The sequence below is a fragment of the Nostoc sp. UHCC 0251 genome (genome assembly GCF_034932245.1).
Taxonomy (GTDB): domain Bacteria; phylum Cyanobacteriota; class Cyanobacteriia; order Cyanobacteriales; family Nostocaceae; genus Nostoc.
On record NZ_JAYGHD010000014.1, the window covers coordinates 17,025 to 30,296 of the forward strand.

Below are 13,272 nucleotides of genomic sequence, written 5' to 3' on the forward strand. Positions count from 1 at the left end.
TAAGTCTGAATCTAAATCCATATAGATGTAGAGACGTAAATCTTACGCCTCTACAATAGTTCTGGTTGCAAAACCTATAACTTTTATACATCAAATCAGCAACACCCAAAATCGTATCTAATCAAGTAGGCTAATAGCCTATCATCCTACAGTTTTAAATCAAATTATAGTGGTTAATCTTCAACCGCTACATAAGGTTGTGGTTCCAGCAAACGTTGAGCAATTTGTTCTCGTCGATACTTTGCAAGTTCGCTGTAAAGCCTCTTGCGAGACAGATTCACACTTCCAACAGGCTCATGGTCTAACAGCGTATGCCAAGGGGAAAACAACATACCCTCATCTAAGCGTTTGCGTTCTTCAAAATCAAATTTCTGACTAAAAATACGAACAGTTGCAACTTTAACAAACGGTGAATCTACTTCTTGCCATTCTTTAACATGGTCTTCAATTGGCGTTTTGTCATCATCTACATAAAACTGAATGAAGAAGTCAAAAGATGCTTCTTTACCTTCTTCAGTCAAATATTTGACTATTGCTTCTCGGAGGTAATTTTCTGGTTCGGGAAGTTTTCCGGGTGGTTGTTCAGGCTGTTGAGATTTGACAGATAATTTGACAATGCGATTCCCAAACTTAAATGGAGCCATACTCCAATATTGAATCAAAAGCGGATTTCCTACTTTCTGTCCACCAATCTTTTGCAAGATTGCAAAGGCATAACCAAGTTCCTGGATGCGCTCTGGGCTAAGTTGTCCACTACCTGCTCTCGAAAGATCGGCGTAATCACGAACATCTTTGGTCAAGAAAATAGGATAATTGTTGAGTATAAAATCTTGAGTTTTTTCTTCATCATCCAACACTTTTTGCCCGTCTACATTCATCACCTTGATGGCGATACCACGAACATCCGGCTGGCTATCGGAGTGAAATTTACCACGCTTTTCAGGAGAACCACCACTAGAGAAACGAATCCACGCAGGATAGGTTTGGGGCTTTTTGAACAAACCTACTCTCAAGTCTTCAGGAAGATTGGGTTCAATAATAAACTCTCCTGCAAGGAGTCCATGACTTTTGCTATGAATTTGACGGAGGTCTGGGCCGGTTTTTTGTTGAGCTTGGAGGCTAGTTGCTATTATCTCGTCGATTATTGCTTCCTGCTCATTGGTAGATGATGTTGGATTAGTCATAAAACATTTGATGATGTGTCTTCATCATCCTGAATCCTTCAGCCTTTCTGAGTCAATCCGGTTTCCGTAGAAACAGCTTGTAGTGCTTTATCCCAAGGTTCTATAGGTAATTGGGAAAAATAGGCAAAATCAAAGACAATTCCGATAGTCGGTTTTGTCTGCCACTGCGGTAAACTCAATAAGCGATCATAATATCCACCGCCATAACCCAGGCGATATCCTTGATAGTCGCAAGCTACACTGGGGACAAGAATCAAATCCACTTCGGCAACATCTAAGATTGGAGCGTCGGGGTATGGTTCAGCAATGCCATAAGCGCCACTTTGAACAGAATCGTTAGGTGCCCAAATATGCCAACATAGAGATTTTTTATCAACGCAGCGAGGCAACCCCCAACGGTATTTGGTATTTGCAAATAGTGGACTGAGATCAGGTTCTTGGCGAAAGCTGAAATAAGCAAGTATTGTTTTTGCTTGGGTAAACAAAGCAGAGTTTTGTAAATTAGAGCAAATGCGATCGCTTTTTTCTCTCCACTCTCGAACAGACATTGATTGACGTGTTTTGAGTAGAGTTCGGCGTAGTTCTGCTTTATTTAATTGATGATTAACTTTGTCCATGAAATATTGCGTCAAAAAAAATAAGCTGGGCATTGCCCAGCTTATAACACTCTACATTTACTAATACATGGTTATGCAGCGTGTTGACGATACCACTCAATGGTATTCTTTAACCCTTGCTCAAAGCCCACCTGAGCCGTGAAATTAAAGGCTTGCTTTGCTCGTTCAGTATCTAAACAACGGCGGGGTTGACCATTAGGCTTGTCAGTTTGCCAAACAATTTCACCCTTAAATTCCATCAATTCGGAGATTAAAGTTATTAAATCAAGGATGGAGATTTCATAACCTGTTCCCAAGTTAACTGGTTCCAATCCGTTATAAAATTGAGTTCCCATAACAATCCCCCTCGCTGCATCTTCTGAATATAGAAACTCGCGGGTGGGACTGCCATCACCCCAAACAGGGAGTTGCTTTTCTCCTTGAATTTGGGCTTCGTGAACTTTGCGAATTAATGCTGGAATTACGTGAGAACTTCCGGGGTCAAAGTTATCTTCTGGCCCATATAAATTCACTGGCAGAAGGTAAACACCATTAAAACCGTACTGCTGGCGGTAAGATTGCAATTGGACTAAAAGTGCTTTTTTAGCAATCCCGTAGGGGGCGTTGGTTTCCTCTGGGTAGCCATTCCAAAGATCATCTTCTTTGAATGGCACTGGGGTAAATTTAGGATAGGCGCAGATTGTGCCAACACAAACAAATTTTTCTACTCCAGCTTGATAGGCAGCGTGAATTAGCTGCGTACCCATGATCAAATTATCGTAGAACAACTCTGCGGGTTTTTCGCGGTTCAGGCCGATGCCACCGACATGAGCTGCTAGGTGGATAATTACGTCTTGCTGGTCAACTGCACGTTGGCTATTTTCCCAAATACGTAAATCACAATTGCGCGATCGCGGTATTGTAATCTTTTCACGATCAGCCCCTGCTTTACACAGTTGATCTATCACCTGACGACCTAGAAAACCCGACCCACCAGTGACAAGAATACGTTTATTTTTTAATTCTAAGGCGGTCATATTTTTATGCTCTGTGGTGCGAATCAGAAGTGCAAAGCGCCCAGTTGTTGACGAATAGTCGCAATATCTAATGGGAATTGTGAACCATTTCCATTGGGTGAAGTGTGACCCAATGCTTGTAAATCTGCTTCTACCATTAAGGAAACTAATTCTTCAAAGGTTACTGATGGTGTCCAGCCCAACTTCTCTCGTGCTTTGGTAGAATCGCCAATCAACAACTCTACCTCAGATGGACGAAGGTAACGCTCATCAAACTCTACATAATCTTCCCAATTGAGATTCACGTAACTAAATGCTAATTCCAAAAACTCGCGTACCGAGTGGGTTTCACCAGTAGCAATTACGTAATCATCTGGCTGGTCTTTCTGCAACATCAACCACATTGCTTTAACGTAATCCTTCGCATAACCCCAATCTCGTTTAGCGTCTAGATTACCCATGTAAATTTTTTTCTGCTTACCAGCAACTATACCAGCTACTGCTCTAGTAATTTTGCGGGTTACAAAGGTTTCACCCCGGCGTGGTGACTCGTGGTTAAAAAGTATGCCATTACAAGCAAACAAATCATAAGACTCACGATAATTTACAGTTTGCCAATGGGCGTAAACTTTGGCACAGGCATAGGGACTACGAGGATAAAATGGCGTTGTCTCAGTTTGAGGTATTGCTTGTACTAAACCGTACATTTCTGAAGAACCCGCCTGATAAAATCGCACCTGAATTCCGGTACGGTGTTGGTAGTCCCGAATTGCTTCTAACAGACGCAAAGTCCCCATTCCGACAGCATCCACCGTGTATTCTGGTGAATCAAAGCTGACTCTGACATGAGATTGAGCGCCCAGGTTATAAATTTCTACTGGCTTGACTTCTTCTAAAATGCGTCGCAAGGTAGTACCATCCGTCAAGTCACCGTAGTGAAGAAACAACTTCACTCCCTCTTTATGGGGGTCTTCATAAATGTGATCGATGCGGTCTGTGTTGAAGGTAGAAGTCCGGCGAATAATGCCATGAACCTCATAACCTTGTTCTAACAGAAACTCACTTAGATATGAACCATCTTGACCAGTAATACCAGTAATCAACGCTCGTTTCTGTTGCGTCATGCTCAATTATCCCTTATTGTCTTTGATTAAAAAGCTACAGCCACATCTGATACAACCTAGCAGCTAATTGCCGAATTGCCTAATGGGAAACCTACGAGTTTTTATTGTTAAGATACTTTTTTCGTAAATAAATATACTGAATAACAAATAATTTCACAGGTAAGCCCAACCTTAGATACTCAAGATTGTTTAATTATATATATTCTTTTTTTTACCAGATAGATCAAGTATGTACGTTGTTTTTTTGTCAAAACTTCATATATTATCTCTGGTTTTGTGAAGACTGAATAAAATAGGTATTTGAGATTAGACTTCTTGCAAAAATCTGGCTCAGGGCAAAACTAACCACAGATGAAAACTTAAAGAATTCTGAGTTAAGTAAAATGCATAAATTACAGATAACTATATCAAGAAAGATGAACAATCATTTAGTCTTAGGGGAAGAATTGCTAACTAGGGGCATTAACTGCCCCACAGAATCACCCCTAAGTCCACTTAGTCAGTATGCCCCATTATTTTTGGGCAGAATGACTACATCAACAGTTTTCAAGATGATCCATAAATCAAGCCAGAAATTCCTAAATCTAGCATAATGCAGGTCTATTTGAACTCGCCTGGGGTAGGGAATGTCATTACGGCCAGACACCTGCCACAAACCAGTAATTCCTGGACGGATTGTTAAAATCTCATCAATGTGACAACCGTATTTTGGCAGTTCTTCTGCTACTAAGGGCCGAGGACCGACTACACTCATGTCCCCTTTTAAAACGTTCCAGAACTGGGGAAATTCGTCTAAGCTAGTAATTCGCAAAAATCGACCAATTTTGGTAATCCGGGGGTCTTGTTTTAGCTTAAAACTGCTTTCAAATTCTTGTCGCAACTCGGGCGATGTTTCCATCATTTGCATGAGGATTTCGTCCGCATTACTTACCATTGTTCGGAATTTAATACAATTAAACGCTTTGTAATTTTTTCCTACCCGTTCCTGGACATAAAAAATTGGCCCTTCTGAGCTGAAAGCAATCAGCAAGGTCAAAATTAAGTAGACGGGGAAGAACAAAATTAATACCGACAGCGAAAACACTATATCGAACAGTCGTTTGACAAACTCTCCGTTTAAACCCTGAAAAGATAAACCTTTGGGCTTAACTTTTGGCGTCTTTGTTTTTTGACCGCGTTTTAAGAAACGCGTAGACGCTCTAGTGTCTTGCCTTACGCCTCGCTTGCCGGAGAGGAGTGAGCTCTGGGCAGTCATCATACTCCTTAATAATCCACACCACACATAGTCCCAATATTAAAGCCAAAATGATGTGCTTCTGGGGGAAATTGCCAAAAGCCTCAAAAAAATCAGAGATTAACCAAGACCATTATTCCGAAAACGGTCTTTTTCGTTGCACTTGTTTACAAAATCTAAATAACGATCTGCAAAGATTTGTGGTGAAAACTGCGCGGCGTGCGATCGCATATACTCGGAACTGAATGAACCCTGATACACTTCAAATTTTTCTACTGCTTCCACTAAAGCCGCCTCTGTTTGCGTTTTGAAGAATATACCTGTCCCTGTATCCACATCAGAGCGGATATCTCGCACTGTTTCTAGAGCACCCCCTGCACCGTAGGCAATCACTGGCGTGCCACAGGCTTGTGCTTCCACTAGGGCAATACCAAAATCTTCACAAGCTGCATAGACAAACGCCTTAGCCCTAGACATATATTTTTTTACCACATTATCGGGTTGCCATCCCAGTATTTGGATATTAGAGTTTGCCATCTCGCGAATCTTTTTCATTTCATCTCCTGTACCAATGACTACTAGTGGTCGTTTTAGTTGATTAAAAGCCTTGACAATCAACGATATTTGCTTATAACTCACTAACCGGGAAACTGTCAGGTAAAAGTCCTCTTTTTCAGACAGAAACGGAAATTCCGCAATATTCACTGGTGGGTAAATGACTGTTGCTTCTCGCCGATAGCAGCGCCAAATCCGCCGAGCTGTATGTTGCGAGTTAGCAATGAAGTAATCAACGCGATTGGCACTCAATACATCCCACTGGCGCAAACGATGTAATAAATATCGCGTCACCCAGCCAGGAAAACCACTACCCAGTTTGCTGTGGCGCAGATAATCAAAGGTCAAGTCCCAGGCATAGCGCATAGGACTGTGACAGTAGCAAATATGCATCTGTTCGGGAGTGGTAAGGATTCCTTTGGCAACAGCATGAGATGAAGAAAGAATTACATCATAATGCCGTAAATCAAGTTGTTCAATTGCCAAAGGCCACAAAGGCAAGTATTTTTGTATACCGTTGCGAGCATAGGGAAAGTTCTGGAGAAACGTCTTGCCAATCTGACGCTTATATAAATAACTTTCTCTATTGGTGGATTCAAAATCGATCAGGGCATACAAATCAGCATCGATGTGATTCAAAATTTCTCGTACAACGAGTTCTGAACCACCGGTGGCTTTGGGTGTCAGCCACTCATGAACCAGAGCATATTTCAAGGGCACAGCTAACTTGAATAAATGGAAAATACAAAGGCCGACTTGATGACGTTAACTGAAAAGTTTCCCCTTGTGATTGATTAATGGGGAGCGCCCCAGATTAGCACATAAGACGCAATCTTTCCATTAGAGGTTCCAGATGGATGCTGCAACCTGATAATCTCAGAGTGGGAGTGGGGAATGGGGAATGGGGAATGGGGAATGTACCAATAGTTTTCTTCCCCTGCTTCCCCTGCCTCCCCTGCCTCACCTGCTTTTCCCCTACTCCCTACTCCCTACTCCCCACTCCCTTGACAACAACTGATATAGAAATGGTGAATTTATGCGAATTCTAATTATGGGTGGTACTCGGTTCATTGGTGTCTATTTGACTCAATTACTAGTGGAACAAGGACATGAGGTGGTGCTGTTCAATCGTGGAAATCGGCCAGCACCTTCTTTAGAGGGAGTAGGACAAATTATAGGCGATCGCACTGATGCTACTCAATTAAAAGCAAAGTTATCAAAAGAAAACTTTGATGTCGTTTTTGACAATAACGGGCGGGAACTGACTGATACTCAACCATTAGCAGAGATTTTTCAAGACCGAGCGCAACATTTTGTGTACATGAGTTCTGCGGGGGTGTATCTCAAATCTGACCAATTGCCTCATATAGAAGGTGATCCAGTAGATCCCAAAAGTCGCCATAAGGGTAAACATGAAACAGAAGCTTACCTGACTCAATTGGGATTACCCTTTACCTCTATTCGTCCTACTTATATTTACGGGCCTCGTAATTATAATGAGTTGGAAGGCTGGTTTTTTGACAGAATTGTGCGCGATCGCCCCATTCCCATCCCCGGAAATGGGTTGCACATCACGCAGCTAGGTCATGTAAAGGACTTGGCACAAGCAATGACTAAGGTTTTGGGCAATAAACAAGCCACAGGACAGATTTATAATATCTCTGGCGATCGCTTTGTCACTTTTGATGGTTTAGCCCGTGCTAGCGCTGTAGCGGCTGGCAAATCACCCGATGCTGTAAAAATCGTCCATTATGACCCGAAAAAGTTTGATTTTGGCAAGCGCAAAGCTTTTCCGATGCGAGTGCAGCATTTCTTTGCTTCGGTGAATAAAGCACAAACAGAATTAAATTGGCATCCTGAATATGATTTAATTTCTGGGTTACAAGATTCTCTGGAAAACGATTATTTGGCTAATGCAAAAGATAAGGCTGATGTTGATTTTTCTGTAGATGAAGAGATTTTACAAGCGTTGTGAGTAAAGATGTTTAGGGGTACATCGCTGTGTGCCCCTACTAATGCGATCGCATCTTCATAACTCATCCGGGTTAACGCCTAACTCTCGCAGTTGTGCTGCTAATCTGTTAGCACGTTGACTTTCTCGTTCTAGCGGCGTGGGAAGCCAATTCCCGGATGCATTATACCAACGTATAGAAGTTATCGATGAGTAAATGCTGAGTCAATATATATACTTGAATTAATATTTAAATTAACTGCTTATGGGAAAATATCCACTCCACAATGTTCTAGAAGCTCGTGCCCGTTTAGGTGAATGCCCTATATGGGACTCTACCAGAAACTTACTTTACTGGGTCGATATTTATAACCATCGGGTGCATCAGTTTCATCCTACCACGGGGAAAAACCGATTTTTTGATGTGGGAGATGTCGTAGGTGCGATCGCAACAGCAGGGGCAGATAGATTAATCATGGTACTGCGCCATCACTTGGCGTTCCTCAACACCCAGACAGGTGAAGTTAACCGCATTTTGGAAATTGAAGGAGATTTACCAGATAATCGTTTCAATGATGGCAAATGCGACTCTCAAGGCCGCTTTTGGTTTGGCTCAATGTGTTCTTTGGAAAAACCCCAAGCTAGTCTCTATCGCTATGACAATGATGGTTCATTGCATGTAATGGAAACTGGATTGACTATTTCTAATGGTTTAGGATGGAGTCCCGATCAAAAGACATTTTACTTAACAGATTCACCTCAGCAAAAAATATATGCTTACGACTTTAATTCAGTAACAGGAAACATTACCAATCGCCGTATTTTTGTTGATTTAACTCATGAATCCTTCTATCCAGATGGGTTGACAATAGACAGTGAAGGACATATTTGGTCAGCTATGTGGGATGGATGGTGCGTGATTCGTTTCAACCCCAAGGGTGAAGAGATATTGCGGATAAAGCTACCTGTGCAATTGCCAACTAGCTGTACTTTTGGAGGCAAAGATTTGCAAACACTCTACATCACCACTGCTTCAGTTGGACTCAGCCAAGCAGAGATCGAAAAAAGTTTCTACTCTGGTGATTTATTTGCTCTCCAAACTGATGTTACTGGATTACCTACTAATACTTTTTAGGAAGTATAGTAATTTTAAGGTAATTAAACAATTGTGCTATTTTGATTCTTTCCACCGTGCCACTTGCTGTTTAAGTTCTCTCATATCTAAATAATCGTTAGCAAAAGCTTTTCGTAAAAGTGGATGAGGAATAAATTGATCGTATTTTTGAATTTCCGGTGCTTCTGAAGTACTGAGTAAATCTTCTGAGGTAATTCTTTGCTCACACAATGAAGCAATTTCGTGATAAAGATATTTAAATTTATCCTTACCTAATTTAATTGTTAAATAATAAGGATTTAGTCCGCCAATACTTGTAATTTCCAACGATTCTCGACAGAAAGAATTGAGTAATCTTTCTAAAGTGCGGTAGGCAACCGTACCCATCCACGGAAAGATGCAGCATTTACCTTTTTCTAATTGCAAGATATTTTGTTTATCTAATCCTACTTGCTGCACCAATTGGCGAACTTTAAGTAAACGTTCCAAAGCATTTTTTTGCAGGTAGCTGTACTCAACATTCTCAAATAGAACCTGTTGCATTCGTTGTAAAACTTTGGTGTGAATAATACCACTACCACCACGCCAATAAATACTAGCTTTCCCCTCAGCTTGTTTAACAAAAATAGCCTTCTTTTTAAAGTCAACTTCTACTACTTCCCAAGTTCTCCCAGCTAAAGCAAATTGATTACCAACAGCAGGCGGTGTGACAATACTGCCAATTTGCGTTGCACCTTGCTTAACAATATATTCTTGCTGTTCAGCAAATACAGCATAAAACTGGAATTTTCTTACAATTTTTTCACCAACTAAACCCAAGATTAATTTACTTTGTTCAGTATGCTGAATATGACCAATATCAATTAAATAGCGGAGCAATAATTGGAAATCTTCTTTGGAAATAGCAGTAAAAGGCGGCAAACTAAAAATTTGTTTAGCTAAGGCATTGGGTGAAAGTTCTCCCGTTGCTGTTAAAATACTCATTGTTTGGTGATAAAGCAAACTCAAAGGATATTTAATCGGTCTGATTGGTTCAATCCATTGCTCCTCTAAATAAAGTTGAATGATAGCGATAGACTGCAAAAGTTGCCAGGGTATTTGCTCTGGTAGAGAAGCTTCTGATAATGGTTTATCTTCAGCACAGATAAAGCGCATATCGGCAGCTTCACCTCTTCTACCACTACGTCCTAAGCGCTGTAAAAAGCTAGCTACAGATAAGGGTGATTCTAACTGAATCACTCGCTCTAAATGACCGATATCTATGCCTAATTCTAAAGTCAGAGTAGCGGCGGTAACTGCTGGATTGTTGGGTTCGCGCATCGCGTTTTCAGCAGCTTGCCGCAAGCTAGCAGATATACTCCCATGATGCACATGATATATATCTGGTAGTCCTTGTTCTGTGGCAATTTGTCGCAAAGATGCGATTACAGATTCGGTACGCGTCCGATTATTAGCAAATATTAGGCATTTGCGAGATTTGCTGAGGTTGAAAATATATTTTTCATAATCTGTTGCTTCTGATTCATCTACTTCATCATTAATATAAAAATGTTCTACAGCTAGTTTGATTTGGCGTTTTATGCCGTCAATTTTTGGTGTAATCACTGGCTTATCTGTTCCAGAACGCAACCAATTTTCCGCTATTGAGTAATCACCAAGAGTTGCAGACAAACCAATACGGCGCGGTTGCTTTTGTGTCAACTTTGCTAAACGTTGTAATTGGCAAATAATTTGACAACCGCGTTCTGAACCCATGAAGGCGTGAATTTCATCAATGATGACAAATCTTAAGTCACCAAATAAGCGGAGGAGGTCATTATTTTTGTTAATTAACAAACTTTCTAGAGATTCTGGTGTAATTTGGAGAATGCCTTGAGGATTCTTTAAAAGCTTGTTTTTTCGACTTTGAGAAACATCACCATGCCAGTGCCAAACTGGAATATCTGCTTCTTTGAGTAAGTCGTTGAGACGCTCAAATTGATCGTTAATTAAAGCTTTGATTGGACTAATATATAATGCGCCAATTGTGGCAGCAGGGTTTTCATGTAATAGAGTCAAAACTGGTAAAAAAGCTGCTTCTGTTTTACCCGCAGCAGTTGCAGCTGTAACTAGTAAGTGAGCATCAGTATCAAATATAACTTGACAAGCGGCAATTTGAACTGGTCGTAATTCAGTCCACTGGTGATAATAAATATATTCTTGGATGAAGGGTGCAAGTCGGTTAAAGGCATCGCTCATATTTTTTATGGATAAAATTTTTAGTAAAACTACTCCCTGGTATTTCAGAGAGTTCCATGCTTGGAATTACTGATTGCTAAAAGCGATCGCTAGTCTTAAATTTCTGCCATAGAGATTCTACGCCAAAAGCATTGGTAGCAGAAGTTCCACCTACTATGTCATATATGGAGATTGTTGCTTAATTATTTTATGTCTATTCAAGTCTACGGAATTCCCAATTGCAGCACTTGCAAAAAAGCCATGATGTGGCTCCAACAGAACAACATTGACCATGAATTTATCAACACCAAAGATACTCCGCCGACTCGTGAGATGATTCAAAACTGGGTAAAGTCTTTGGGTTTTGCTCCTATGCGAAACACCTCCGGTCAATCCTACCGCGCTTTAGGAGATGAAAAGAAGACTTGGGCTGATGAACAGTGGGTTGATGCATTCACTCACGATGCAATGCTGCTCAAACGTCCACTTTTTGTCAAAGATGGAACAGCTGTGTTGGTTGGCTTTAGAGATGAGGCAATAGTTCGAGAAAAATTAGATTTAGCTTAAAGAGTTCTAAGTGTTGAGTTTCCCGATAGTTAAAACTAGGGAAACTATATTATTGGCGATTATTATAGCGTTTCCTAATAAAACAAATAGCCCCCTGCCACGAGACAGCGGGGAGGGGGTTGGGAGTTGGGTTCAGTACCTACTTAACCGAGAATCGGTCGCGATCGCCTTTTTAGATTTGGTGCGATCGGAAGCCGATAGGCCCTTCACCAGAATATGTCGTGGTTCCAGTTAGGGTCTTCCCACCATCATTAGATGTGACGTTGAGCGCTACTACATTCTGTTCCACACGAGCACCGATTAGCCAAGTACCACCAGGATTCCACGGCGCTGTATTACCACCCCACTGGTTTTCTACTGTGTAGTTGTTGCTGCCAACAATGTTACCTTTAAAGCCGATGGGGCCTTCACCAGCATAAGTGATAGTTCCATTCAGGGTTTTACCGTCGTCGTTTGATGTAATATCGATCGCAACAACATTTTGATTTGCGCGAGAGCCAAGTACCCAAGTTCCACCAGGATTCCACGGAGCAGATGAGCCTCCCCATTGGTTTTCCACACTATAGACACGGCCATCAACAGCAGCACTCTTAAAACCGATTGGGCCTTCACCAGAGTATGTGATAGTTCCAGTCAAGGTTTTACCGCCGTCGTTGGATGTAATATCGATCGCAACAACATTTTGATTTCCGCGAGCGCCAAGTACCCAAGTCCCGCCGGGATTCCACGGAGCAGATGAGCCTCCCCACTGGTTTTCTACGTTGTAGGTGTCACTCCCAGTTAAGTTAGCCTTAAAACCGATGGGGCCTTCACCAGAATATGTCGTGGTTCCAGTAAGTGTCTTGCCGTTGTCATTGGATGAAACTTTGAGTTCGACAATGCGCTGATCTGCTCTAGCTCCAATTACCCATACTCCACCAGGATTCCACGGAGCAGAAGCACCACCCCACTGATTTTGTACATTGTATAGATTATTAGCATTAGCTGTTGTTGTAGCTGTCATTGTTTTCCTCCAAATTTTGATCGTTGAGTCAAAATGAATCTGTAGAAATCCGATGCGATCGCGGAAAAAAGTACGCACAATTAACACTACCTTTGCCAATTTACAAGGCTTGACGTAGAACAAACCTAGATACCAAACCTTTGGCAAAAGTATTTTAAGCAGCAAGTATTAATCTTTTATCCTGCCGTGATTATACTAATGCACTTATAGCTAAAATGACAAGTGTACTTAAGAAAATTTTCATAAAAATGTTGTTTTACCAACCGAGGCGTGACGTAGTTAGTAGGGATGCAAAGACTTGCGCTCCTACGACAGGTGTGGTTCAAATACATGAAAACTGCTGTAAGACGGGCTAAATCGCGTCTCTAAATCTGGATTTTGGGCTGATCTGAACTGTATTGGTACAGTTCGGTACATTGGTTATAGTTGTAAGCTGTTCCACATTTAAATTGCATATACTGGGCGGGCAGGATGCCCACCCCACAAGAGTTATATTTAATTCGATTATGCAAACTAGATGTGGTTTAGCTTACTTGCAAAAGTAATTGCAAGTATTTTGTAAATTCCAACAAGCCAACTCACGCTGCCCAACTTCATGGCAGCATCAGCACATTTAGACAACTAGTAACTTGGATTGCAAGAGATAAGCTTGTAACCCAAGTTACACACCCAGATACTAAATCTGAATTCTGATGAGTTATCAAAAAGCAG

General features: G+C 41.3%; 11 protein-coding genes. 3 read left to right on the forward strand and 8 right to left on the reverse strand.

What is annotated here, in order from left to right; genetic code table 11:
- Positions 1 to 173 precede the first annotated feature (173 nt).
- The 6 genes from VB740_RS03325 to VB740_RS03350 form a co-directional block, all read right to left on the reverse strand.
- Positions 174 to 1,184 carry a catalase family protein gene (locus tag VB740_RS03325; protein ID WP_323198655.1) on the reverse strand — a complete coding sequence of 337 codons (1,011 nt, stop codon included), beginning with the start codon at positions 1,182 to 1,184 and terminating at the stop codon, positions 174 to 176.
- A 38-nt stretch (positions 1,185 to 1,222) separates the two neighbouring features.
- Entirely contained in the window at positions 1,223 to 1,801 is a 579-nt protein-coding gene (locus VB740_RS03330; protein ID WP_323198656.1) for a 5-formyltetrahydrofolate cyclo-ligase, read from the reverse strand.
- Positions 1,802 to 1,872: 71 nt separating this feature from the next.
- Complete coding sequence (locus VB740_RS03335; protein ID WP_323198657.1) at positions 1,873 to 2,817, reverse strand: GDP-L-fucose synthase; 945 nt, start codon at positions 2,815 to 2,817, stop codon at positions 1,873 to 1,875.
- Positions 2,818 to 2,840: 23 nt separating this feature from the next.
- A complete protein-coding gene (gene gmd, locus VB740_RS03340; RefSeq protein WP_323198658.1) occupies positions 2,841 to 3,920 on the reverse strand; it encodes a GDP-mannose 4,6-dehydratase in 1,080 nt (359 codons plus the stop codon).
- 499 nt (positions 3,921 to 4,419) lie between these two features.
- Complete coding sequence (locus tag VB740_RS03345) at positions 4,420 to 5,175, reverse strand: sugar transferase (protein ID WP_323198677.1); 756 nt, start codon at positions 5,173 to 5,175, stop codon at positions 4,420 to 4,422.
- A 99-nt stretch (positions 5,176 to 5,274) separates the two neighbouring features.
- Positions 5,275 to 6,429 carry a glycosyltransferase gene (locus VB740_RS03350; protein WP_323198659.1) on the reverse strand — a complete coding sequence of 385 codons (1,155 nt, stop codon included), beginning with the start codon at positions 6,427 to 6,429 and terminating at the stop codon, positions 5,275 to 5,277.
- A 316-nt stretch (positions 6,430 to 6,745) separates the two neighbouring features.
- Between VB740_RS03350 and VB740_RS03355 the strand changes: the two genes are divergently transcribed.
- Positions 6,746 to 7,684, forward strand: coding sequence for an NAD-dependent epimerase/dehydratase family protein (locus tag VB740_RS03355; protein WP_323198660.1), 939 nt, complete (start codon positions 6,746 to 6,748; stop codon positions 7,682 to 7,684).
- Between the two features lie 241 nt (positions 7,685 to 7,925).
- Complete coding sequence (locus VB740_RS03360; RefSeq protein WP_323198661.1) at positions 7,926 to 8,795, forward strand: SMP-30/gluconolactonase/LRE family protein; 870 nt, start codon at positions 7,926 to 7,928, stop codon at positions 8,793 to 8,795.
- Between the two features lie 36 nt (positions 8,796 to 8,831).
- Here VB740_RS03360 and VB740_RS03365 read toward each other — a convergent pair whose 3' ends face one another.
- Positions 8,832 to 11,012: a DEAD/DEAH box helicase gene (locus tag VB740_RS03365; protein WP_323198662.1), complete on the reverse strand. Its 2,181-nt coding sequence runs from the start codon at positions 11,010 to 11,012 to the stop codon at positions 8,832 to 8,834.
- A gap of 189 nt (positions 11,013 to 11,201) precedes the next feature.
- Between VB740_RS03365 and VB740_RS03370 the strand changes: the two genes are divergently transcribed.
- Positions 11,202 to 11,558 carry a Spx/MgsR family RNA polymerase-binding regulatory protein gene (locus VB740_RS03370; RefSeq protein WP_323198663.1) on the forward strand — a complete coding sequence of 119 codons (357 nt, stop codon included), beginning with the start codon at positions 11,202 to 11,204 and terminating at the stop codon, positions 11,556 to 11,558.
- Positions 11,559 to 11,730: 172 nt separating this feature from the next.
- Here the strand turns inward: VB740_RS03370 and VB740_RS03375 are convergent, their stop codons facing one another.
- The gene (locus VB740_RS03375) at positions 11,731 to 12,561 is read right to left on the reverse strand and encodes a lectin ESA-2 (RefSeq protein WP_323198664.1); all 831 of its coding nucleotides are present in this window, start codon (positions 12,559 to 12,561) and stop codon (positions 11,731 to 11,733) included.
- Positions 12,562 to 13,272 lie beyond the last annotated feature (711 nt).